Origin of the sequence: Bradyrhizobium sp. 1200_D9_N1_1, from assembly GCF_052075915.1 — a bacterium.
Classification (GTDB): domain Bacteria; phylum Pseudomonadota; class Alphaproteobacteria; order Rhizobiales; family Xanthobacteraceae; genus Bradyrhizobium; species Bradyrhizobium diazoefficiens.
Map to the genome: position 1 here is coordinate 4010256 of NZ_CP197226.1, position 22193 is coordinate 4032448.

The following is a 22193-nucleotide window of genomic DNA, read 5'->3' on the forward strand; positions in this document are numbered from 1 at the left end:
GCGGAAAGCGGCTCAACCGGAGCCGCTTTCGCCTCTACTGCACAAGCTCACATCAGCAGCGGGAGCGCGCCGGGCCAGGCGCTGCCGGCGGCGATGTCCGCATTACCCCATTCCGTCGCTTCGTCGCTGGCGGCGGGTGCGGCTTCCGCGGGGCCGGCCAGCTGGCGCTGGGCGTAGGGCGCGGCGAACAGGTGGACGCCGGCGTGGTCGATGGCGAACAGCGGGGCCAGGTTCGTCGCCCCTGAATCCTCGATCAGCTCGGAGCGCCGGTTGTCCAGCACCAGCCACTGTCCCTCGAGGCGCGCGGCGAGCACGGCGTGGTCCTGCCGCACCGCGCGGTCGCGGACCAGTACGAGCCGCAGATCCTCGCGCGGAAATCCGGCTTCGCGGAGCGCGACATATTTCGCGATCGCATAATCCTCGCAGTCGCCCTTCGCCGTGGCGAAGGTCTCGAGCGGCGAGCTCCAGCGATCGGCTTCGCCGTGCTGCGCATAGTCGCTGACGTAGCGGACGACCATGTTGACCGCGCGATTGACCTCGTCGAGCCTTGCGCGTCCCGATTTCGCTTTCGCGGCGCCGATCAATCGCAGGAACTGCGCTGCGTTCGAGGGGCAATTGGCGGCGTCAGACTCGCACCGCTTCAGGGTCTCTGCGTCCCTGGCCAGCCTGGTCTCGAGGCCCCGCCATTTCTGCCACAACAGGCCTTCGGGCGCGCGGAAGGTGAAGAGGCCGAACGGCTCGTCGCCTTTCGCCGGCACGGGCCTGGGCTCCGGGGCCGCGTCGGTCGCGATGTTGGAAGGTGTCAGCGCCGCGAGACGGACGGCATTCGGCCCGCGGCCGCGCATGGCATCGAGCTTCGCCAGCACGTCGTTGATGCGGAAGAACGTCGCCGGCGCACGCGTTGCCGCGTCAATGCCGGGCGCGAGAGTGTCCTGGGCGTCCTGAGCCAGGGCGTCTTGAGTCAGGGCGTCTTGAGTCAAGACGTCCCGAGCCAGGGCGTCATCGGCCCGGGCGGGCGATGTCACGCCGGCAACGACCAATGCAACCAGCCCCACGCCGAGCGCGCACAGGCCTTTGCGCTGCAATTCCCAATGCAGTGTCATAGACGACGTCCCCTGCGCCGGGAGCGTCGTCAACGTCTATTGCGTCGATCCACGCCCCGATCCTGTTATGGGATCGAGACTGAGGTCTGCGACGCTTAGGTGAGGTTAAAAGCGGGGGGAGGGCGGCAGCCTTGTCGCAAAGGCGGTCAATCCCGCGCTTCGAGCGACCGGCAAATTGTCGCCGCGACCTTTGCGCCCTGTTAACCTTGTCGAGGCCTCAACGCTCGCGCAGGGCTTCGTCGCGCAGTGTGCGGGCCGGCCTCACCAGATAATCGAGAACCGATTTCTCGCCGGTCAGCACCTCGACCGTCGCGATCATGCCGGGAATGATCGGGAGCGGCTTCTGCTCCGTGCCCAGGTGGTTCTTCTCTGTCCGCACCATGACGCGGTAGAAGCTCTCCTGGCGATCCGGGGTCTTTTCGGCCTTGTCGTCGACGATCGTATCGGCGCTGATGCGCTCGACCTTGCCCTTCAGCGAGCCGTAGACGGAGGAATCGTAGGCCGAGATCTTCACCACGGCGTCCTGGCCGGGCCGGATGAAGGCGATGTCCTGGGGCTTGATGCGACCTTCGACCAGCAGCGTGTCGTCGAGGGGGACGATGTCCATCACATTGGCGCCGGGCTGCACGACTGCCCCCACGGTGGTCACGTTCAACTTGTTGACGATCCCGTGCACGGGTGCCTTGAGGTCGGTTCGCCGGACCCGGTCCTGCGCCGATTTGATATTTTCATCGAGCACGGCCAGGTCGCCCTTGGACTTCGCAAGATCTTCGTCCGCCTGGGAGCGGAAGGAGGAGACCGTGCTCGCGATCTTGGATTGGGCCTCCGCGAGTTGTCCTCTCATCTCGGTCGCCTGGCGGTCGAGCCGCAACATCTCGATTTCCGGCACCACCTTTTGCTCGTACAGCTTGCGCGTCAACGCCAGCTCCCGATCCAGCAATTTGAGCGTGCCGCCGAGCCGGGCGACCTGCTGGTTCAGGACGTCGACATCCTGCGCCAGTTTCTGCGCGCGCATCTTGAACACGCTGCTTTCCGTGGCCACGGCCGACGGCACCACCTGGTCAAGCTGATCGGGAAAGATCAGCTCGCCCTTTCCCCTGGCTTCGGCCTCAAGTCTGGTGACACGGGCCGCCATCGCAGCCCGCCGTTCCCTGATCTCGCCGAATTCGGATGCAAACTTTGTATCGTCGATGCGCATCAGGGATTGTCCCTGCTGGACGATCGATCCCTCCTGGACGAGGATATCGCCGACGATCCCGCCTTCGAGCGACTGCACCACCTGCATCTGGCGCGCGGGTACGACGCGGCCGTTGCCTCGCTTGACTTCATCCAGCACGGCGAAATGAGCCCAGGTCAGGAACGTGGCGAACAGGGCAAGGGACGCTACAAGCAGCATGCGGGAGGTCCGCGGCGCACGAAGCGCGGCGGCAGCCCGAACATCGTTGGCAAACGCGAAATCAGACGACATTGGTTCTGGCCATGGGTGAGACGGGTTGTTCGGCAGCCGCCGGCATCGGGGTCTGGCTCGGCGTCGATGGCGCCGGCTTGCCCTGCAGGAGCGCGAGAACCTTGTCGCGGGGGCCGTCGGCGATCAGTCGGCCGTTGTCGAACAGCAGCAGGCGGTCGACCATATTCAGCAGTGAGAGCCGATGCGTCGAGATCAGAATGGTGATCTGCTCTTCGCGCAACGCCCTCAGGCGCTCGAGAAATTCGGCTTCGCTGCGAATGTCGAAATGGGCTGTCGGTTCGTCCAGAAACAATATCCGCGGCTTCCTGATGAGCACCCGCGCAAGGCCGATGGCCTGCTTCTGGCCGCCGGAGAGGCTCCGGCCGCCTTCCGAAATGGGCATGTCGTAGCCCATGGGATGGCCCGCGACGAACGTCTCGACGCCGGCCAGCCGTGCCGCGGCCAGGACTTCCTCGTCGGTTGCCTCGGGTTTGCCCAGCGCGATGTTGTCGCGCAGCTTTCCGAAGAACAGCTCGGTGTCCTGCATCGCAAAGCCAACCCCGGACCGCAGGTCGGACGGATCGTATTGCCGCGAGTCGACACCATCGACGAGGATGCGGCCCTCCTGCGCCTCATAGAAGCCGAGCAGAAGCCGCCCCACAGTCGTCTTGCCGGATCCAATGCGTCCGATGATGCCGACCTTCTCGCCGCCTTCGATCTTGAAGGATACCTTGTCGAGGGCCTTGCCGGGCGCGTTGGGGTAAGTGAAGCTAACGCCGTCGAAAGCGATCGCGCCTTCACGGATCTGTCGAGAGACATAGGCACGCGCAGGGGATCGCTCGCGCTCCAGCGACATAATGCGATCGATGGCCTTTAGCGAACTCAGCGTTTGCGTTCCGCGCGTGATCACCGAAGCGATCCCGGCGATCGGTGCCAGAACGCGCCCCGCCAGCATGTTTGCCGCGACCAGCGCTCCGACCGTGAGCTTGCCGTCGAGTATCAGGAATACGCCGACGACGATCAGGGCGAGGCTGGTGAGCTGTTGGGCCGTATTGGCGCTCGTCAGCGCGAGCGAGGCCCAGAAATGGACGTCTTCGCCCGAGCGGGCCGTTGCCGCGACCGATCGTTCCCAGGCCGTTTGCATGCGCGCTTCGGCGCCGGTCGCGCGTATCGTCTCGAGGCCGGACAGCGATTCGACCAGCACGCCATGACGTGCCGCAGCTTCAGCCTGCTGGCGTTTCATGGCCCGGTCCAGCGGGCGCTGCAATGCCAGGCCGATCAGGAGCATGACCGGCAACATCACCAGAGGTATCCAGGCCAGCGGCCCGGCGATGACAAAGAGAATCCCGACAAACAGCATCGCGAACAGCAGATCCGTCGCGGATACGACGCTGCCGGACGTGAAGAACTCGCGAACCGAATCGAAGTCGCGCAACTGATTGGCGAGGATGCCCACCGACGCGGGACGCTGCGCCATCTTCACGCCCATCACGTGCTCGAAAATGTTGGCAGCGAGGATGACGTCGATCGTCTTGCCGGTGACATCGATCATGCGGCTGCGAACCGTCCGGAAGATGAAGTCGAACGCAATCGCCAACCCCATTCCGATCGACAGGGCGATCAGCGAAGGAAGCGCGCCATTGGGGACAACGCGGTCGTAGACGCTCATGGTGAAGAGGGGCGTCGCCAGCGCGAGCATATTTATCAGGAAGGCTGCAAGCGCGATGTGACCGTAGCCGCGCCAATGCAGCTTGACCACCGACCAAAACCAATGGCTTCGCGGCAGATCGCCGGCAGCGACGGCGCGTGCGTTGCTCTCAACCGTAGCCCTGACGAAGAAAGCGTATCCGGTGTAGCCGGCCGAGATGGTCTGGATCGCGTGAAGCTCAGGGATGCCGGCCTTGAGGGACGGATTGAGGACTTTGACACTGCTTCCGGATTTGTCGAACTCCAGCAGGATCAGCGTCGTGCCATTCTTCATGATAAGGACGGCCGGCAGCACCAGCGCGGGAATATCGGCAATGTCGCGCTTGACGGCTTCGGTCTGGAGGCCCGCGCGCTGAGCCGCACGGTCATAGAGGGGAACTGACAACCGGCCGTCGAGGATCGGCAGGCCGCCTAGCAATGCCTCGCGACTAACGGCACGGCCGTGGTACGACGCCAGGAAAATGAGCGATGATGCAAGTGGGTCGTCGCTTTCGAGGCGACCCGTCGCTTGCTTCGGTTCAGACGCAACGGCTTGCTCCGCGACGGAGTGGCCATGCATGTGCGTTGACTCGGATGCTCGAAACAACAAATGCGAATGTCCAAAATGAAATGATGCGGAGCGAAAAGCGAACCGTCATTCCAGCATAGCGGAAAACGCACGAAATCATTTGGTTAATCGGCAAAAGCGCAACTAAAGGTTAATCTTCGAACCGCCTTTCGCCGATCACGGACGCGCTCGCGGAGTTGGACCTATCTCTGAACCGGCTCGAATGCCGTCGCTAGCCAGTGCGGCTTTCTATCGGCCGCGTACGCGGTAGCGGGAGAGGTGTTGAGTATGACCGGATCGTCGGTGCTTCGCTGCTGCGTGATCCATTCGGATGCTCCCACCATGGTCGGCAGATTGGATCGTGTCGGCCATCTATCCTTGAACGCATCAGGTTCGGGCGCTTCGCTGGCGTAGCCCAGACGGGCGGGAACTCGTTCCGGTGCAGGCACCGGGACGTTCAGCGGTTCGGAACCGGTCTGGGGCAGCTTCACGCGGAGCGTCGGCGCCTTGTAGTCGGGCGTTCCGAAAACCCCAAGATCCACCGGCGCTGCGTCAACAGGCGGCGGAGATTTCAAATATTCAAGCAGCGTGCCCATGGCCGCCAAAAGTTGATAGTCGGCGAATACCACGACGCCACGAGCCGAGGTCAACGAAACCAATGCGTTGAAATACTGGTTCTGGGCATTCAAGAGGTCGATCAGCGAACGCTGGCCAAGCTCATATTCCTTTTGGAAGGCCGCAATCGTCTTGCGATCAGCCTCGAGTTGCCGCGTCAGCGCGGCGATTCGTGTCACGGTGACCGTCCGCGCTGCCCAGGCCTTGTCGATGGATTCGATTGCATCGCGCTGAAGGCGTGCATGCCGCGCGGTACTTTCGACGTAGCGTTCGGACATCTCCGACCGCCGCCAGACATCCTGACCGCCGCGGAAGACATCCCAGGACATGACAACCTTGCCGCTGTAGTCGTCGTGAGTAACCCCAAGATAGGGGTAGGTGTTGTCGTTGTGCGTCGCCCGGCCCTCGAGCGAGAAGGTCGGAACAAAAGCGCCGTCCGTCACGCGAAACGCATGCTTTGCCGCATCGGCGTCGGCCTGCGCGGCCTGAATGGTGGGGTTGAACCGTACCGTGGTGGCAAGGGCCTCGTCGCGGGTCGTGGGCAAGCCGCCCAGTGGTCCCGGGAAGCGAAGATTGATGGGTTCAAGTCCGACGACCTTGCGGAATCTGGCGCGGGACTCTTCCAGGCTCCGGCGGAATTCGGCGAGCGTCGCACGCGCATTTTCAACCCGTTCGCGGGCCTGCTCGAGATCGCCTTCACCGGCGCGTCCGCCGGAAAAGCGCGTGTTGACGTTGCTGAAGATCTTCTCGTGGGTGACGACGTTCTGCTCGCTGAGCGTGACCAGCCGCAAATAGCGCACGACGTCGACATAGGCTTCCGCTGCGTCCAGGGCGATCAACTCGGTCCGCTCGCGAACGCGGAAAGCCGCTGCGTTGACGCGCGCCGTCTGCCGCCAGATGTCGTGAATCGAGGCGAAGCCGTCGAACAAGATCTGCCGGACGACGACGGATTCCTGCGATCCGTTTCGCCACGAGCCATTTCCGACGATCGGGACGGGCAGGGCGGTGCCGGTTGATACGGCAGCGCTCTGGTCGAATTTTTCGGGACCCCAGCGCGCTTCCACGCGAACCTGCGGAAGCAGCGTGCTCTGGGTCTGGCGAAGCTCGCTCTCGGTAGCGCGGCGGTTGGCCGAGGCTTCACCAACTCCAGGGTTGGTACGTACGGCCTGTTTCAACGCGTCATTGATCGAGAACGGTTCGGCTAATGCGCCGCCGCATGGAACCAGAGCCAATGCTGTGAAAACGAAAATGTACTTGAGCAATTTTACCTCCGCCCGTTTCCGAAATTCGGTCGCGGGGTCCCCCATGAAATTGCCTCAAGTCTCGCAAGGACTGAACCGACAAGCTAGGCGCAATGCGGGAAAATTGAGCAATTGTACCGGGTTGTCGCATTTCTGCCACGTCGGAGGCAGAGCGGAGGTGTAATAATACCTCTATCTTCGGAGTGGAGGGCGGCGCCAAACCTGGGTGTGACGAAGCGCAAGATTCCGCTGTGCCGCTTTACCTCTCAGCCTGTTGTCGATCCACGATGCCCGTACTGTTCCGCCAGCGGACCATTCTGTATTGGCGAACAGAAACCGGGCTTCACGCTCAACCGATCGTCCGAAGGAGTCCGCTGCCACAGCGCGAGGACAGGTCGCGGCCGACACGCGGGCGGGCTTCGGCGCCTGTCATCACAGCCATCGTTGCATGCAGGTGTCGCCGATGCAGAGCGTCGGCGCTGGTAACACTGCACGGTCCTTTAGGCGAGGAGGGCGCGCATTTTGCTTGCGTCCGGCAAGGCACCTAGTGATTGTGACGGAAAGCGTGAACGAATATTCGCAGAAATGACGTGACTGATTTTTTTTCGATTGATATTTTTCGGATTTTCGATGCGAACTCTGCTCATTATTCTTGGCATTTGGCTGCTCATCAATGTTCTCTTCGCCGTGATCATGATCCCCCCGCGGAAGTCGCGGAGGTCGAATGGCGAGCGAGGACAGAGCGGCCTGTCGCCTGCATTGATCGATCCGAAAAGCCGGCTGGAAGAGGACGAGGGTTTTTCGCTTCGTCACGCGATTATTGCAGTCGCGCTCGGCGCCTTCTTTTCTCTGAGCCCGCCGTTGCTGCAAGCTTATGATGCGATCGCGGCATTCGTCAGAAAGCTCCGTCGAGGCGAGGGGGCCGGCGTGAAGCCTTCGGACGACGAATAGGTCCTGAAATCCGTTCATTCGAGGATCCGTGCCGAGCATGAAATGCGGTTTCCCTGACGTCGATTGACGCCGGCTGCATCGCCGCAGAATGAAGAAACTTCAAAGCGGCGTGTTGGGTGGGTGAAGCGCTCGACATCCTTGGCATGCGTGCGGCGCTATCCGGACAGAGGCCGCGAGCGATCGACAATGGCCGGTTTGAGCAGAACCTGCGCCGGCGAGCGCCCCCGACTCGCCGCGTCATGGGTGCCGGCCGTCTTGCGCAGCACACGTGTGAGCCGCGGCTGGAACGTCCAACACGAAACTTGGGGATGATGTAACTTCTTGGAATTACGTATAAAAACGGGAAAGAGATTCTGAGTCGGAGCGCTTCACCCGCTTCAATCTCCATTGCGTCCCGTACGTGTTGACCGGGGCGGCCGTTCTGTCAAAGAAGGGCGTCACATCGACGGCCATGGACGCGCGGACCGCCCCGCCAATGGGTACCAGGAGATCGGGATAGCTATGACCGAACGGATCGCTCTCATCACCGGCGTGACCGGCCAGGACGGCGCCTACCTCGCCGAATATCTGCTGTCGCTCGGCTATGTCGTGCACGGCATCAAGCGGCGCTCGTCTTCGTTCAACACCGCGCGGGTCGATCACCTTTATCAGGATCCCCATGTCGGCAACGTGCCGTTCCTGATGCATTACGGCGACATGACCGACTCGACCAATCTGATCCGCCTGGTGCAGCAGATCCGGCCGACTGAGATCTACAATCTCGCCGCCCAGAGCCACGTCGCCGTGAGCTTCGAGAGCCCGGAATACACAGCCAATGCCGACGCGATCGGCGTGCTGCGGCTGCTGGAAGCGATCCGCATCCTCGGCATGGAGAAGGAGACACGGTTCTACCAGGCCTCGACCTCCGAGCTCTACGGTCTCGTGCAGGAGATCCCGCAGAAGGAGACGACGCCGTTCTATCCGCGCTCTCCTTACGGCGTCGCCAAGCTCTACGGCTATTGGATCACGGTGAACTACCGTGAGGCCTACGGCATGTTCGCGTCCAACGGAATCCTGTTCAACCACGAGAGCCCGATCCGCGGCGAGACTTTTGTCACGCGCAAGATCACGCGCGGCGTCGCCCGCATCGAGGTGGGATTGGAGGACACGCTCTATCTCGGCAATCTCGAGGCCAAGCGCGACTGGGGGCATGCCAAGGACTACGTCGAGGGCATGCACATGATCCTCCAGGCCGACAAGCCCGACGACTTCGTTCTCGCCACCGGTGAGACGCGCTCGGTGCGGGAGATGGTCGAATTGTCGTTCGCGCAGGTCGGCCGGCGCATCGCCTGGCGTGGCGCAGGCGTCGAGGAGACCGGTGTCGATGCCAAGAGCGGCAAGACGGTGGTGAAGATCGATCCGACCTATTTCCGCCCGACCGAGGTCGATCTCCTCATCGGTGATGCCAGCAAGGCGCGCGAGGTGCTCGGCTGGAAGCCGAAGCGGAGCTTTGCCCAGCTTGTCGAGGAGATGATGGCGAGCGATCTGGCACAGGCGAAACGGGACGCTGCCCATGACAAACGCTCCGTTTGAGCTGAAGGGCAGAAGCGTCTACGTCGCCGGCCATCGCGGCATGGTCGGCAGCGCGCTGGTGCGCCGGCTCGCAGGAGAGGATGTCAAGCTCGTCACCGCGGACCGTCGCGAGGTCGATCTCTGCAACCAGGCCGCCGTGTTCGACTGGTTCGCAAAGGTGCGGCCGCAGGTCGTGTTCCTCGCGGCGGCGAAAGTCGGCGGCATCGTCGCCAACAACACGCTGCGCGCCGAGTTCATCTACGACAACATCGCGATCGCGGCCAACGTGATCCACGCCGCGCATCGGAACGGCGCCGAGAAGCTGATGTTCCTCGGCTCCTCCTGCATCTATCCCAAATTGGCCCCGCAGCCCTTGCGCGAGGAGTCCGTGCTGACCGGCCCGCTGGAGCCGACCAACGAGCCCTATGCAATTGCAAAAATCGCCGGCATCAAGATGGCGGAGGCCTACCGCAGCCAATATGGATGCGACTTCATCAGCGTGATGCCGACCAACCTCTACGGCCCCGGCGACAATTATCACCCTGAGATGAGCCACGTCGTCGCCGCGCTGATCCGCCGCTTCCACGAGGCGAAGGTTTCGGGCGCCAAGGGCGTCGTCGTGTGGGGCACCGGCACGCCGCGGCGCGAGTTCCTCTATGTCGACGACATGGCGGATGCCTGCGTGCACCTGATGAAGACGTATTCCGGTGCCGGGCTGATCAACATCGGCACCGGCGAGGACATCACCATCGCCGAATTCGCGCGCGTCGTTGCCGAGGTCGTTGGTTACAGCGGCGAGATCTCTTTCGACACCTCGCGGCCCGACGGTACGCCGCGCAAGCTGCTCGACGTCAGCCGCCTTGCAGGACTCGGCTGGCGCGCGACTACCTCGCTCGAGGACGGCCTGAAGCGCGCCTATGCGGCGTATCAAGCCGCGCAGCTAGCTGCGCAATAATCCAGCGACTGCTCGCCCGCGTTGTTCGATGCAGGGGGAGATCAGAACAAATCCCCATGGGAACCTTCACCGCAAGCACGAGTTGGCTGGTCGGAGGGGGTGACGGCTAACTCGCGCGCGGCCGCAACCCGGGCAGCGACAGGATTTGGACAATGGGCCTTGCTCAATACGCCATCGTGCCGGTCCGGGACCAATGGGGTGTGCTGCACGACGGCAACGTCAACGGCAAATATGCGACCAAGGAATCGGCGTTCGAAGCGGCCGTGGCCGCCGCCTCGCTGGCACTCCGGCAGGGGCACGAGGTCCATGTCAGTGCGCCCGGCCGCGAAGACGGCGAGGCTGACCTCGGGAGCTAGCATCGTCAGTGTGGTGGGCCTCTTGCGCGCCGCATCAAACGATCAATCGCCCGCGCCGCGCGGCAATTCCGATCGTGACCTCGGCACCCGCATTGGAATAGAGGCGGTCGGCTTCGACGCCGCCGCTGAAGATGGCGCCGTTTTCCGACATCAGCGAGCGGATGCGCAATTGTTCAGCGGGGGGCGAGTTGGCGGGGAGGGCTGACCAAAGCTGCTGGCGATCGCAAGCGAGCCGGTGACGATGCTCTCCCGCGGCGGCATGCCGAGCCGCGGTCCGCGAGCCCGCTGCCCGACGTTCGCGCTCCGACGCAAATAACATCATGTTAGGTTTATCGCATAACTGGGTAATTGTGTTAGCCCAGCGAAAGCCTATTGTCGCGATCAATCAGACACCCATCGGCAGTGACCAGCGCTCGCGAAGCTTCGCAGAACGCCCGGAGATTGCTGCCCAATTTTCAACGAAGCCCGCCAACGGGACGCCAGAAAACCAGGGAGGAATTTTGAAATGGTCACGACTCGCGCGATGCACCACATGAGTCAGTCGAGGAAGGCTGCTGCCAGCGGCTGGATCGGGTCGGCTCTCGAATATTATGACTTCTTCATCTACGCGACCGCTGCGTCGCTGATCTTCCCGCAGATCTTCTTTCCGTCGGACAATCCCACCGTCGCCATCGTCGCATCGCTGGCGACCTATGGTGTTGGATACGTGGCCCGGCCGATCGGCGCCTTCGTCCTCGGACATTGGGGCGACACCCATGGCCGCAAGACTGTTCTCATCGTCTGCATGTTCCTGATGGGCATCTCGACGATGGCGGTGGGTATCCTGCCGACCTATCAGCAAGTCGGCATCCTGGCGCCGATCCTGCTCGTCATCCTTCGCCTCGTGCAGGGATTTGCCGTGGCCGGTGAGATCTCCGGCGCAAGCTCGATGATCCTGGAGCATGCGCCGTTCGGCCGGCGCGGCTTCTATGCAAGCTTCGCCCTTCAGGGCGTGCAGGCCGGACAAATTCTCGCGGCCGCGGTCTTCCTGCCGCTGGCGGCCTATATGCCGACCGACGCCTTCAATAGCTGGGGCTGGCGGATTCCCTTCCTGCTCAGCTTCTTCGTCATCGTCGCAGGCTACATCATTCGCCGCGAAGTCGACGAAACCCCCGCCTTTGCCCGCGAGGGCGAGCTGGGAGAAACGCCGCGGGCGCCCATTGTCCAGGCCATCAAGCTGAGCTGGCGCGACATGCTCAGGGTCATCTGCATGGCTCTGATGAACGTCATCCCCGTCGTTGCGACCATCTTCGGTGCGGCCTACGCGGTCCAGCCCGCCTATGGCATCGGCTTTGCCAAGGACGTCTATCTCTGGATCCCAGTGCTCGGAAACATGCTGGCCGTGTTCGTCATTCCCTTCGTCGGCCATCTCTCCGACAAGGTCGGCCGCAAGCCTCCGATCATCGTGGGCGCGCTGCTCTCCGGCTTGCTCGCCTTCGGCTATCTCTATGCCATCAGCATCCGGAATGTGCCGCTGGCGATCCTGCTGTCCCTCCTGATGTGGGGCGTCGTCTACCAGGGCTACAACGCGATCTTCCCGAGTTTCTACCCGGAGCTCTTTCCGACGCGCACCCGTGTGTCGGCAATGGCGATCTCGCAGAACATCGGCACGACCATCACCGCGTTGCTTCCCGCTTTGTTTGCGACCGTGGCGCCTCCCGGCTCGGCCAACATTCCGTTGACGGTGGGGGCGATCGCCTTCGGCATCACGATCATCGCCGCGCTGGCGGCCGTCACGGCCCGGGAGACCTACCGGATCAACATTGAGGATCTCGGTAATCCCGAAGCCGTTCCGATGGCGCGCGCAGACTATGAGCGGCAGCGTGCGGGAGCGGCGAGCGGGGCTGCCGCAGTTCCGACCTGACGGGTACGGTTATGGTATGAGGCGATTGCCGCTGCGATCGATGATTGTCGCAGCGGCAGGGTTTCGCAGCACTGTGTGGCTGCCGATCCAGAATATGTGCGCGTGAGCGCGATCATCATGAGGTTGCAGGATGAACCCCGTTGTCGTTGCCGTCGCTATCACCGGCTCCGTTCCGCGCAAGAAGGACAATCCCGCGGTGCCGATCTCGCCGTCCGAGCAGATCGAGTCGACGCAACAAGCCTTCGAGGCCGGCGCCACGCTTGCCCATATCCATGTTCGCAACGATGACGAGACGCCGTCCTCCGACCCGGAGCGTTTTGCCCTGGTGCAGGAAGGCATCAGGAAGCACTGCCCAGGGATGATCGTTCAGTTCTCGACCGGCGGGCGGGGCCGCGATCCCTCGGCGCGGGGATCGTCGCTCTATCTGAGGCCGGACATGGCCTCGCTGTCCACGGGATCGGTGAACTTTCCGACGATTGTCTACGAGAACAGCGCTGCCCTGGTCGAGACCCTCGCCACCAGCATGAAGGAAGGTGGCATCCGGCCGGAGATCGAGATCTTCGATTTGTCGCATCTGCATGGCGCCCGCCGCCTGATCGAGGCGGGGCTGATCGACCCTCGTCCGCACGTGCAGTTCGTCATGGGCGTCAAGAACGCGATGCCGGCGGATGAGCATGTCCTCGATATCCTCCTGGGAGAGCTCAGGCGGCTGATCCCGAAAGCGACGTGGACCGCGGCCGGGATCGGGCGCCACCAAGCCGAGGTCATGGGCTGGGCGCTCGCGCGCGGCGCCGACGCGGTTCGCACCGGGCTCGAGGACAATATCAGGGTCGACAAGACACGCCTCGCCGCCAGCAACGCGGAGCTCGTGACCATCGCCTGCGAGGCTGTCACGCGCCACGGCCGGCGCGTCGCGACCGCTGCCGAGGCGCGATCCCTGCTCGGGCTCCCGGGGTAGGGGCTTCTGCCTCCGCCTGACATGCTCCCGGCTGCCTTCTGCCATTCGGCGGCCGGCGTTCCCGTGCGCTGAGTCTCCGGGTAAGACGGGTGCCACAGGCGCGATCTGCGCCTGCCGGGCAGGCGACGTTTGGAATGCGGTTCTTGAAATCTGACGGCAGGCTCATCGGGGTCCTGCTGGTGCTTGCAATCACCCAGCTCATCGGATGGGGAACGATCGGCCTTCCGCCGATCGTCGGCCGCGACCTTGCGGCCGATCTCGGCATGAGTCTGCCGATGGTGTTTGCGGGCACCTCCACGCTTTATGTCACCATGGGGCTGTGCGCGCCCTGGCTCGCCAAGGCGTTTGCGCGGCACGGTGCACGCAAGGTGATGATGGTGGGCACCGTCGTTGCCGTGCCGGGCTATGTCGTTCTGTATTTTGCGCGCGAGCCGCTGCTCTATTTCGTGGCCTGGGTTATTCTCGGCATGGGCGGCAGCGCCACGCTGTCGACCGGTGCATATATCATGCTCAACGAGGTCGCCGGGCGCCAGGCCAAGAATGCCATCGGCGCGCTGATGCTGGTGACGGGCCTCTCCAGCAGCATCTTCTGGCCGACCACCTCGTTTCTCAGCGGCCATTTCGGCTGGCGGGGCACCTGCCTCGTCTACGCCGCCATGCTGATCCTGGTCTCGCTTCCGCTCTATGCCTTTGGTGCGCCGCGCCGGAATATCATGAAGGACGACGGCGGCTCGGCTGCAAGACCTTCCGATGCGCCCGCGATTCCGCGAAGCACCTTCAATCTCGTTGTCATCGCGATCACGCTGAACGCCTTCGTGAATTTTGGTCTCGGCGCCGTGCTCATCGAGCTGCTGCGGGCGGAAGGGCTGGCGCCGGCCCAGGCCATCGCCTTCGGTTCGATGCTCGGCGTGATCCAGGTCAGCGCCCGCGGGCTGGACTTCCTCGGCGGGGGACGATGGGACGGAATCACGACCGGGCTTGTCGCCGGCACGGCGCTCCCCGTCGCCATGCTGCTGCTGATGCTGAGCGAGGGGGCGACCTGGGCGGTCGCAGCCTTCATCCTGCTCTATGGCGCGGGCAGCGGTGCCATGGCGGTGGCGCGAGCGACGATTCCGCTCGTCTTCTACGACCAGGCCGAGTTCGCCAAGGCGATGTCGATGATCGCGCTGCCGCTCAATCTCGCTTCCGCGATCTCGCCGCCGCTCCTTGCAGCTCTGCTCACCCAGTTCGGCAGCCGCGGCGCGCTGGGCCTGACGCTGGTGTTTTCCTGCGCGACCGTGCTGATCCTGGTCCTGCTCGGCCGCCGCCGGCCGCAGGTGGCTGCGGCTGCCGTAACCTGAGGCAATATTCACGGCGCGGAATTCGCTCTCGATGGCCGGTCCGGCCGCCGGCGCAGGGATGGCCGTATGCCCGGAGTGCAGTGCTCAAGGCCCGAAAATGGTGTATCCGCAGGGAGCGCAGTCACGGCCGAACCTCAGCACTCGGGCCGCCGCGCCAACACCAGTTCCCCGGAGGAAACCGACATGTCGGCCTTGCCGCTCTCAGGCATCAAGATCCTTGACCTTACCCGCGTGCTCGCCGGGCCCCTGTCGGCCCAGATGCTGGGCGATCTCGGTGCGGAGGTCATCAAGATCGAGCGGCCGGGCACCGGCGACGACGCGCGTGCCTTCGGCCCGCCTTATCTGACCGACCCCGAGGGCAAGGCGAACAACAACAACTCGTTCTACTTGTGCGCCAACCGCAACAAGAAGTCGGTCACGGTCAACATCGCCAAGCCCGAGGGCCAGGCGATCATTCGCGAGCTTGCCAAGGACGTCGACGTCTTCATGGAGAACTACAAGGTCGGCGATCTCAAGCGCTACGGCCTCGACTACGAGACCATCAAGGCGATCAACCCCGGAATCATCTATTGCTCGGTGACCGGCTTCGGCCAGACCGGCCCGTACGCGCCGCGCGCCGGCTATGACGCCATCCTGCAGGCAATGGGCGGCCTGATGAGCGTCACCGGCCATATCGACGGCGAGCCGGGCGAGGGCCCGATGAAGGTCGGCCCGTCGATCGTCGATTACATGACCGGCATGAATTCCTCGATCGGCATTCTCTCGGCGCTCTACCATCGCGACGCCAATGGCGGTGTCGGACAGCATCTCGACGTCTGCCTGCTCGACACCGTGATTGCCTCGCTCAGCCATTGGCTCCAGATCTACCTCGTCAACGGCAAGACGCCGCCGCGCCGCGGCACCTGGGGCAATGGTGGCATGCCGGCCGGCGTGTTCCGCTGCACCGACGGCGAGCTGATGCTGGTGGTCGGCAATGACGGTCAGTTTCAGCGCACCTGTGCGGTGCTCGGCGAGCCCGAGCTCGCCAACGATAAGCGCTTCATCAAGAACAACGACCGCGTCGTGCACGGCAAGGAGATCATGGCGATCTTCGCCGGCCTGTTCCTGAAGCAGCCGGTGGCCTACTGGCTCGACAGGCTGGAGGAGGCCGGCGTGCCGTCAGGTCCGATCAACAATTTCGAGCAGGTATTTTCCGATCCGCACGTCCAGTCGCGCGGCATGCGGGTGAAGACCGAGCACAAGTTCGAGCCGGAGCTGTCGTTGATCCGCAACGCGCTGACCTTCTCGGAGACCCCGATCAAGAACTACCGCGCCCCGCCGCTGCTCGGCGAGCACACAAAGGAGGTGCTCGGCGGCAAGCTCGGCTATGATGCCGGGAAGATCGAAGCGCTGAAGCAGCAGGGCATTATCTGATTTCATGACCGGCAAAACCATCATCACCTGCGCCATCACCGGCAACCTGACCAAGCCCGAGCAGTCGCCGTATCTGCCGATCACGCCCGAGCAGATCGCGACATCTGCACTGGAGGCAGCTGACGCCGGTGCCGCCATCGCCCATATCCACGTGCGCGATCCCGCGACCGGTCGGCCGTCGATGGCGATCGACCTCTATCGCGAGGTGGTGGAAAAAATCCGCGCCCGCAACAAGAACCTCGTCATCAATCTCACGACCGGCCCGGGCGGACGCTTTGTGCCTTCAATCGAGGATCCCCGCATCGCCGCTGCAGGCACCACGCTGCTTCCTCCCGAAAAGCGCGTCGAGCATGTCGAGCTGCTCAAGCCCGACATCTGCACGCTCGACCTCAACACCATGAACTCCGGCGGCGAGGTCGTGATCAACACGCCGCGCAACGTCCGTATCATGGCCGAGCGCATGAAGGCGGCCGGCGTGCTGCCGGAGATCGAGCTGTTCGATTCCGGCGACTGCCACCTGGCGCGCGATATGTTCGCCGACGGCACGCTGAAGGGGCCGGGCCTGTTCTCGCTCGTGCTCGGGGTCAAATACGGCTTCTCGGCGACGCCGGAGACGATGTTTTACGCCCGCAGCCTGCTGCCGCCGGGCGCGGTCTGGTCAGGCTTCGGCATCGGTCGCGCCGAATTCCCGATGGTGGCGCAGGCGTATCTGCTGGGCGGCCACGTCCGCGTCGGCATGGAGGACAATCTCTATCTGTCCAAGGGCGTGCTGGCGAAGTCCAACGCCGAGCTGGTTGCGCATGCCGCAGGCATCCTGAAGAGCCTGGGTGCGAGCGTCGCAACTGCGGCGGAGGCGCGTGCGATGCTTGGGCTCGGCTGAGCGCCGTCGAACCAAAAGTGACCGCAGCGTGACGCTTGCTGGCCTTGCGTGAGGCTTGCGCGCAATCCCCAGATAAACCCGGTCCGTACTTACACAGGCTTCCGCTCCGCGCGCGACTCTGATTCGATCTCCCTGCGAGTTCCGGGAGGGGAAGTGCATGTCCTATACGATCGGGTTTCAGTCCAAGAACCAGAAGGCCGTTCTGGCGACCGAGGCGGCAACCGCCAATCAGGCCGTCGCTATCATTGCCGCGCTGCGGCAAAGCGCCGACGAAATAAAGTTCATCCGCTCGCCGCAGGAAGGTGAGATGGGTATCGAGATGCTGCTGCTGCTGGCCAAGGAAGAGGCCGAGGAGATGCCGCAGCGGGCCTGACCCCGCTACGACCACACTTCGATCAGAAGCGAAACATGCCGGCTGCAATATAATGTAGCAAGGCGCCAGTCTCGCTCGAACCGAAGGTGGCCGCCATGAAACGCGAAGCGCTCCGCGTCGAACCGATCTCGTCGTTTCTCGACCGCTGGAAAGCGCCGACCTCGCCGGTGACGCGCGCCGGCAACATGATCTTCGTCGCCGGGCTGCCGCCATTCGATCCTGAAACCGGCGAGATCGCCTCCGCGCCGATCGAGCGGCAGAGCGAGCTCATCATGGAGCAGATGAAGCTGTGCCTGGAGACGGCCGGCGCCTCCCTCGACAACGTCATGAAGTGCAACGTTTACTGCACCTCGACGAAGCACTTCGCCGCGTTCAACGCGGTCTATGCGCGCTATTTCCCGGTCGATCCGCCGGCGCGGATCTTCGTCTGCACGCCGGAATGGTTCGCCCCCTTCGACGTCGAGATCGACTGCATCGCGATGATGTGAAGGCTAGCGCGCGTCTCTCGCGAGCGCGCGTGCCGGGGCCTTCGTTTCCGCCTTTCTCGCCGTCAGCGCCATAGTCGCCACGCTGACCACGCGCGCAACCACGTCCTCGACGTCGTCGAGGTCGCATTTGCCTTCCGACAGTTTCGTCAGCCGCTCGCTCTCGCGGATGGTGTGGTGGGCCATGGCGAGCGCGAAGTTGAGGCCCCAGTAGATGTCGACGTCGCTGCGATCGGGCAGGGATCTTCGCATCGCGCCGGCGAATTTGCGCAGATGGTCGATCTCGCGGTTCTTGATGCGGCGGATTGGCGGCACGGATTCGATCGAGGCGCGGATCATGAAGCGCGCCGCCGTCGAGCGCTGGTTCTCAGGGCCGAGGCAGCCGCGCAAGGTCGGGCCGACGAGGGCGCGCAGGATCACCTCGATCGGCGCGCGGCCGCCGCCTTCTTCTTCCGCCGCCTTCAATTCGCGCAGGCGCTCGCGGTTGGTGGCGATCGAGCGGGAGACGAACAGTTCCGCGATCAATTCGTCCTTCGATCCGAAGTGATAGTTCACCGCCGCGAGGTTGACATTGGCCTCCGCGACGATGTCGCGCAGCGTCACGTCGCCGAAGCCGCGATCGGCATAAAGCCGTTCGGCGGCGGCGAGAATGGCAGACCTCGTATGATCGCTGGCCATGACTCTTTATCCCGTCATTCCGGGGCGCGACATCGTCGCGAACCCGGAATCTCGCGCCGCAACTTCTGGATTCCGGGTTCGACGCTTCGCGTCGCCCCGGAATGACGAGTGGGCGCGAAGGGCCGAGGGAGTTGCAATTCAAACAGTTGTATGAAACTATCGTTTGAAGGCCGGGAAAAGTCAATCCGCAATCGGGACTCGTTCGCAACTGCGATCTGGTTCCTGTGCGCTTCGCAATCCGCGCATTCGCGCTTGCGGGCCGCATGCAGCGGGAGGACAGTCCGGCGCAAAACCGGTTCGAACGAGAGAAAACGAGGAGCGTCCCATGGATTTCGACCTGTCCCCCAAGCAGAAGGAATGGCTCGACCGCGTGCGGTCCTTCATGGCCAAGCACGTACGTCCCGCGGTGCCGGTCTATGACGAGCAGGATCGCAACGGCGAGCGCTGGAAGGTGATCCCGATCCTGGAGGACCTCAAGAAGAAGGCGAAGGCCGAAGGCCTCTGGAACATGTTCATGCCTCCGTCCGAGCATGAGGACGATGAATTCCGCGGCGCGGGATTGACCAATCTCGAATACGCGCTGCTTTCGGAAGAGATGGGCCGCGTCACCTGGGCCTCGGAAGTGTTCAACTGTTCCGCGCCCGACACCGGCAACATGGAAGTGTTCATCCGCTATGCCACCAAGGAGCAGAAGCGGAAATGGCTGCGGCCGCTGATGGACGGCGAGATCCGCTCGGCGTTCCTGATGACGGAACCGGCTGTGGCCTCGTCCGATGCCACCAACATCGAGACCCGCATCGAGAAGGACGGCGATCACTACGTCATCAACGGCCGCAAATGGTGGTCGTCCGGCGTCGGCGATCCCCGCTGCAAGATCGCGATCCTGATGGGCAAGACCGATCCGAAGGCCGCCAAGCACCAGCAGCAGTCGCAGATCCTGGTTCCGCTCGACACGCCAGGCATCAAGGTCGAGAAGATGCTCCCCGTCTTCGGCTTCGACGACGCGCCGCACGGCCACGCCCAGGTGCTGCTCGACAATGTGCGGGTGCCGAAGGAGAACATCCTGCTCGGCGAAGGCCGCGGCTTCGAGATCGCGCAGGGCCGCCTTGGCCCCGGCCGCATCCATCACTGCATGCGCACCATCGGCAAGGCCGAGGAGGCGCTGGAGAAGATGGTGAAGCGGCTCTCCTCGCGCACCGCGTTCGGCAAGAAGATCATCGAGCATTCGGTGTGGGAGCAGCGCATCGGCGAGGCGCGCACCGACATCGAGATGAACCGTCTGCTGTGCCTCAAGGCCGCCGACATGATGGATAAGGTCGGCAACAAGGCGGCGCAGCTCGAGATCGCCATGATCAAGGTCGCAGGCCCCAACATGGCGCTGAAGATCATCGATCAGGCGATCCAGGCCTTTGGCGGCGCCGGTGTCTCCGACGAGGCCGGCCTTGCCAAGGACTACGCCCACATCCGCACGCTCCGTCTCGCTGACGGTCCGGACGAGGTGCACAACCGCGCCATTGCCAGACTTGAAGTTCGGAAGTATGCAAACTCTTCCACGCACTAAAATGGGGGAGGGCACAAGTCGCTCTCCACGCCGTCATTCCGGGATGGTCCGAAGGACCCGACCCGGAATCTCGAGATTCCGGGTTCGCCTCTTCGAGGCGCCCCGGAATGACGGACAAAAGAATTGAGGGAGCGTCATCGTGGCCGACGGCGTCAGGAAAGACGAAGAGTTCTCGGGCACCAAGCCGGTCGAGGAGCGTCATCGTTTCGACGAGATGCGACTGGAAGCTTGGTTGCGCGACAACGTCGAGGGCTATGAGGGCCCGCTGGTCGTCCTCCAGTTCAAGGGCGGCCAGTCCAACCCGACCTACCGGCTGAACACGCCGAAGCGCTCCTACGTGATGCGCCGAAAGCCGTTCGGCAAACTCCTGCCGTCGGCGCATGCGGTCGACCGCGAGTACCGCGTGATCGCGGCGCTTGGAAAACAGGGCTTTCCGGTCGCGCATGCCTATGCGCTGTGCCAGGACGACGGCGTCATCGGTGCCGCCTTCTACATCATGTCGATGGAGGACGGCCGGGTGTTCTGGGATCCGGCGCTGCCGAGCCAGACGCCGGAGGACCGCCGAAAAATCTTCACCAGCAAGATTGAGACGCTGGCCAAGCTCCACATGTTTGATCCCGTCGCGATCGGCCTCGGCGAGTTCGGCAAGCCCGGCAATTATTTCGCGCGGCAGATCGATCGCTGGACCAAGCAGTATCGCGCGTCCGAGACCCAGCACATTCCGGAGTTCGAGAAGGTCGCCGAATGGCTGCCGAAGACCGTGCCGGAACAGGCGCGCGTCTCGATCGTCCACGGCGACTATCGCCTCGACAACATGATTTTCCACGCGACGGAACCGCGTGTGCAGGCCGTGCTGGATTGGGAGCTGTCGACGCTCGGCGATCCCATGGCCGACTTCACCTATCTGCTCATGCAGTGGATCATGCCGGGCCTGCAGGGCGTCGATCTCAAGGCGCTGAACATACCGAGCCTGGAGGAGGCCGCGCAGATCTACTGCAACGCGACCGGGATGAGCGTGCCCGATCTCAACTGGTACTTCTCCTACAACCTGTTCCGTCTCGCCGGCATCACGCAAGGTATTGCGGGGCGCATCCGCGACGGCACCGCCGCCAACGCCAAGGCGCTTGAATCCGCCAAGCGCACCGTGCCGCTGTCGCAGGCGTCATGGGAATACGCGCAGAAGGCGGGGGCGGTTTGAGGAACTATGAAGGCGCGGTCGATGGCCGCGCTTTTTTTCACATTCCTCTACACGCTCCGCGTCATTGCCCGCCTTGTGCGCAATTGCGCACTGGGGCGGGCAATCCGGTATTCCAGAGCCGGCAGTGCCTGAACCGAGCCGCCGCGGCGTACTGGATGCCGCGGTCAAGCCAGGGCATGACAGCGAGGTTGCGGTGACGTAAGCTCGCGACATGATCGACCACACCACCCTCATCGCCTACATCCTCATCGTGCTCGGCTTCGTCTTCATTCCCGGTCCGGCCACGCTCCTCACCATGGCGCGGGCCGCAAGCTCCGGAACGAAGGTGGGTATCGCGACGGGCGCGGGGATTGCGGCGGGTGACGTGATTCACACCAGCATGGCGATCGTCGGCCTGTCGGCGATCATCGCCACTTCGGCGCTCCTGTTCAGCATCGTCAAATATGCTGGGGCCGCGTTCCTGATCTATCTCGGCATTCGCGCCATGCTCGACAAGGCACCGATCGAGCTGAATGGCGGAGCGCCCACGATCAGCGCAGGTCGCGCATTCCGCGAGGCCGTGCTGACCGAGGTGCTCAATCCCAAGACCGCGCTGTTCTTCCTGGCGTTCCTGCCGCAATTCGTCCGGCCGGAACACGGCGCGACCGCGCTTCAGCTTGCGGTCCTCGGCATCGTCTTCGTGCTGCTCGGCCTGTTGAGCACCGTCGTGTTCGCCGTGGGTGCCGGTCGTCTCGGCAATTTCCTGCGCCGCCATCCGGCCGTCGTGAAGTGGCAGGGCAAGGTGGTTGGGACCATCTACTGCGCCGTCGGCGTGCGGCTGGCGTTGCAGGAGCGCTGAGGCGCGGTGCGCTCCCGTAGCCCGGATGAGCGCAGCGATATCCGGGACAGTGGTCCCGCATGTCGCTTCGCTCATGCGGGCTATACGCCGTCC

The 22193-nt window shown here is 63.6% G+C and carries 20 protein-coding genes; 14 read left to right on the forward strand and 6 right to left on the reverse strand.

Translation table 11 applies throughout. The annotated features are described in order from the left end of the window. Nucleotides 1-47 precede the first annotated feature (47 nt). From AB5K84_RS19225 to AB5K84_RS19240, 4 genes are all read right to left on the reverse strand, one after another. On the reverse strand, nt 48-1103 hold the full coding sequence (locus tag AB5K84_RS19225; protein WP_110116406.1) for a transglutaminase-like cysteine peptidase: 1056 nt from the start codon (nt 1101-1103) through the stop codon (nt 48-50). Nucleotides 1104-1320: 217 nt separating this feature from the next. Next, entirely contained in the window at nt 1321-2571 is a 1251-nt protein-coding gene (locus tag AB5K84_RS19230; RefSeq protein ID WP_110116405.1) for an HlyD family type I secretion periplasmic adaptor subunit, read from the reverse strand. Then, nucleotides 2561-4816: a type I secretion system permease/ATPase gene (locus AB5K84_RS19235; RefSeq protein WP_110116404.1), complete on the reverse strand. Its 2256-nt coding sequence runs from the start codon at nt 4814-4816 to the stop codon at nt 2561-2563. The genes AB5K84_RS19230 and AB5K84_RS19235 overlap by 11 nt, the downstream gene beginning before the upstream one ends. 191 nt (nt 4817-5007) lie before the next feature. After that, the gene (locus tag AB5K84_RS19240) at nt 5008-6726 is read right to left on the reverse strand and encodes a TolC family outer membrane protein (RefSeq protein WP_110116403.1); all 1719 of its coding nucleotides are present in this window, start codon (nt 6724-6726) and stop codon (nt 5008-5010) included. A 564-nt stretch (nt 6727-7290) separates the two neighbouring features. Here AB5K84_RS19240 and AB5K84_RS19245 point away from each other — a divergent pair. The 4 genes from AB5K84_RS19245 to AB5K84_RS19260 all read left to right on the forward strand — a co-directional run bounded on the left by AB5K84_RS19245 (nt 7291) and on the right by AB5K84_RS19260 (nt 10473). Beyond that, nucleotides 7291-7611 (forward strand): hypothetical protein, encoded by a 321-nt coding sequence (locus tag AB5K84_RS19245; RefSeq protein WP_049832405.1) that lies wholly within the window; start codon nt 7291-7293, stop codon nt 7609-7611. Between the two features lie 501 nt (nt 7612-8112). Further along, complete coding sequence (gmd, locus tag AB5K84_RS19250) at nt 8113-9183, forward strand: GDP-mannose 4,6-dehydratase (protein ID WP_011088213.1); 1071 nt, start codon at nt 8113-8115, stop codon at nt 9181-9183. Next, entirely contained in the window at nt 9164-10117 is a 954-nt protein-coding gene (gene fcl, locus AB5K84_RS19255) for a GDP-L-fucose synthase (protein ID WP_028171353.1), read from the forward strand. The genes gmd and fcl overlap by 20 nt, the downstream gene beginning before the upstream one ends. Nucleotides 10118-10269: 152 nt before the next feature. Then, the gene (locus tag AB5K84_RS19260) at nt 10270-10473 is read left to right on the forward strand and encodes a hypothetical protein (protein WP_028171354.1); all 204 of its coding nucleotides are present in this window, start codon (nt 10270-10272) and stop codon (nt 10471-10473) included. A gap of 34 nt (nt 10474-10507) precedes the next feature. On the opposite strand, the gene AB5K84_RS19265 is transcribed toward AB5K84_RS19260, so the two are convergent. After that, nucleotides 10508-10858 (reverse strand): hypothetical protein, encoded by a 351-nt coding sequence (locus AB5K84_RS19265; RefSeq protein ID WP_179883825.1) that lies wholly within the window; start codon nt 10856-10858, stop codon nt 10508-10510. A 120-nt stretch (nt 10859-10978) separates the two neighbouring features. Between AB5K84_RS19265 and AB5K84_RS19270 the strand changes: the two genes are divergently transcribed. The 7 genes from AB5K84_RS19270 (at nt 10979) to AB5K84_RS19300 (ending at nt 17828) form a co-directional block, all read left to right on the forward strand. Next, entirely contained in the window at nt 10979-12376 is a 1398-nt protein-coding gene (locus AB5K84_RS19270; RefSeq protein ID WP_011088210.1) for an MFS transporter, read from the forward strand. A gap of 130 nt (nt 12377-12506) precedes the next feature. Beyond that, on the forward strand, nt 12507-13334 hold the full coding sequence (locus AB5K84_RS19275) for a 3-keto-5-aminohexanoate cleavage protein (RefSeq protein WP_110116402.1): 828 nt from the start codon (nt 12507-12509) through the stop codon (nt 13332-13334). A 134-nt stretch (nt 13335-13468) separates the two neighbouring features. Further along, nucleotides 13469-14674 carry an MFS transporter gene (locus AB5K84_RS19280; protein WP_162603596.1) on the forward strand — a complete coding sequence of 402 codons (1206 nt, stop codon included), beginning with the start codon at nt 13469-13471 and terminating at the stop codon, nt 14672-14674. Between the two features lie 183 nt (nt 14675-14857). Beyond that, the gene (locus tag AB5K84_RS19285; RefSeq protein WP_060907991.1) at nt 14858-16087 is read left to right on the forward strand and encodes a CaiB/BaiF CoA transferase family protein; all 1230 of its coding nucleotides are present in this window, start codon (nt 14858-14860) and stop codon (nt 16085-16087) included. 4 nt (nt 16088-16091) lie between these two features. Further along, nucleotides 16092-16967: a 3-keto-5-aminohexanoate cleavage protein gene (locus tag AB5K84_RS19290; protein ID WP_110116400.1), complete on the forward strand. Its 876-nt coding sequence runs from the start codon at nt 16092-16094 to the stop codon at nt 16965-16967. 157 nt (nt 16968-17124) lie between these two features. Next, nucleotides 17125-17340, forward strand: a complete 216-nt coding sequence (locus tag AB5K84_RS19295; protein WP_028171360.1) for a hypothetical protein — start codon at nt 17125-17127, stop codon at nt 17338-17340. 95 nt (nt 17341-17435) lie between these two features. Beyond that, nucleotides 17436-17828, forward strand: a complete 393-nt coding sequence (locus AB5K84_RS19300) for a RidA family protein (protein ID WP_162603595.1) — start codon at nt 17436-17438, stop codon at nt 17826-17828. Nucleotides 17829-17831: 3 nt separating this feature from the next. On the opposite strand, the gene AB5K84_RS19305 is transcribed toward AB5K84_RS19300, so the two are convergent. After that, complete coding sequence (locus AB5K84_RS19305; protein WP_110116398.1) at nt 17832-18503, reverse strand: TetR/AcrR family transcriptional regulator; 672 nt, start codon at nt 18501-18503, stop codon at nt 17832-17834. A 325-nt stretch (nt 18504-18828) separates the two neighbouring features. On the opposite strand from AB5K84_RS19305, the gene AB5K84_RS19310 reads away from it, so the two are divergent. From AB5K84_RS19310 to AB5K84_RS19320, 3 genes are all read left to right on the forward strand, one after another. Then, on the forward strand, nt 18829-20064 hold the full coding sequence (locus tag AB5K84_RS19310; RefSeq protein ID WP_011088203.1) for an acyl-CoA dehydrogenase family protein: 1236 nt from the start codon (nt 18829-18831) through the stop codon (nt 20062-20064). A 139-nt stretch (nt 20065-20203) separates the two neighbouring features. Continuing rightward, on the forward strand, nt 20204-21262 hold the full coding sequence (locus AB5K84_RS19315) for a phosphotransferase family protein (protein WP_110116397.1): 1059 nt from the start codon (nt 20204-20206) through the stop codon (nt 21260-21262). Between the two features lie 211 nt (nt 21263-21473). Continuing rightward, complete coding sequence (locus tag AB5K84_RS19320; RefSeq protein WP_110116396.1) at nt 21474-22100, forward strand: LysE family translocator; 627 nt, start codon at nt 21474-21476, stop codon at nt 22098-22100. Nucleotides 22101-22193: the final 93 nt, after the last annotated feature.

What these genes read in the sequence shown, in the direction of transcription:
- AB5K84_RS19225 (WP_110116406.1), bottom strand. Translation starts at nt 1,103, where the DNA reads ATGACACTGCATTGGGAATTGCAGCGCAAAGGCCTGTGCGCGCTCGGC.
- AB5K84_RS19230 (WP_110116405.1), bottom strand. Translation starts at nt 2,571, where the DNA reads ATGTCGTCTGATTTCGCGTTTGCCAACGATGTTCGGGCTGCCGCCGCG.
- AB5K84_RS19235 (WP_110116404.1), bottom strand. Translation starts at nt 4,816, where the DNA reads ATGCATGGCCACTCCGTCGCGGAGCAAGCCGTTGCGTCTGAACCGAAG.
- AB5K84_RS19240 (WP_110116403.1), bottom strand. Translation starts at nt 6,726, where the DNA reads ATGGGGGACCCCGCGACCGAATTTCGGAAACGGGCGGAGGTAAAATTG.
- AB5K84_RS19245 (WP_049832405.1), top strand. Translation starts at nt 7,291, where the DNA reads ATGCGAACTCTGCTCATTATTCTTGGCATTTGGCTGCTCATCAATGTT.
- gmd (WP_011088213.1), top strand. Translation starts at nt 8,113, where the DNA reads ATGACCGAACGGATCGCTCTCATCACCGGCGTGACCGGCCAGGACGGC.
- fcl (WP_028171353.1), top strand. Translation starts at nt 9,164, where the DNA reads ATGACAAACGCTCCGTTTGAGCTGAAGGGCAGAAGCGTCTACGTCGCC.
- AB5K84_RS19260 (WP_028171354.1), top strand. Translation starts at nt 10,270, where the DNA reads ATGGGCCTTGCTCAATACGCCATCGTGCCGGTCCGGGACCAATGGGGT.
- AB5K84_RS19270 (WP_011088210.1), top strand. Translation starts at nt 10,979, where the DNA reads ATGGTCACGACTCGCGCGATGCACCACATGAGTCAGTCGAGGAAGGCT.
- AB5K84_RS19275 (WP_110116402.1), top strand. Translation starts at nt 12,507, where the DNA reads ATGAACCCCGTTGTCGTTGCCGTCGCTATCACCGGCTCCGTTCCGCGC.
- AB5K84_RS19280 (WP_162603596.1), top strand. Translation starts at nt 13,469, where the DNA reads ATGCGGTTCTTGAAATCTGACGGCAGGCTCATCGGGGTCCTGCTGGTG.
- AB5K84_RS19285 (WP_060907991.1), top strand. Translation starts at nt 14,858, where the DNA reads ATGTCGGCCTTGCCGCTCTCAGGCATCAAGATCCTTGACCTTACCCGC.
- AB5K84_RS19290 (WP_110116400.1), top strand. Translation starts at nt 16,092, where the DNA reads ATGACCGGCAAAACCATCATCACCTGCGCCATCACCGGCAACCTGACC.
- AB5K84_RS19295 (WP_028171360.1), top strand. Translation starts at nt 17,125, where the DNA reads ATGTCCTATACGATCGGGTTTCAGTCCAAGAACCAGAAGGCCGTTCTG.
- AB5K84_RS19300 (WP_162603595.1), top strand. Translation starts at nt 17,436, where the DNA reads ATGAAACGCGAAGCGCTCCGCGTCGAACCGATCTCGTCGTTTCTCGAC.
- AB5K84_RS19305 (WP_110116398.1), bottom strand. Translation starts at nt 18,503, where the DNA reads ATGGCCAGCGATCATACGAGGTCTGCCATTCTCGCCGCCGCCGAACGG.
- AB5K84_RS19310 (WP_011088203.1), top strand. Translation starts at nt 18,829, where the DNA reads ATGGATTTCGACCTGTCCCCCAAGCAGAAGGAATGGCTCGACCGCGTG.
- AB5K84_RS19320 (WP_110116396.1), top strand. Translation starts at nt 21,474, where the DNA reads ATGATCGACCACACCACCCTCATCGCCTACATCCTCATCGTGCTCGGC.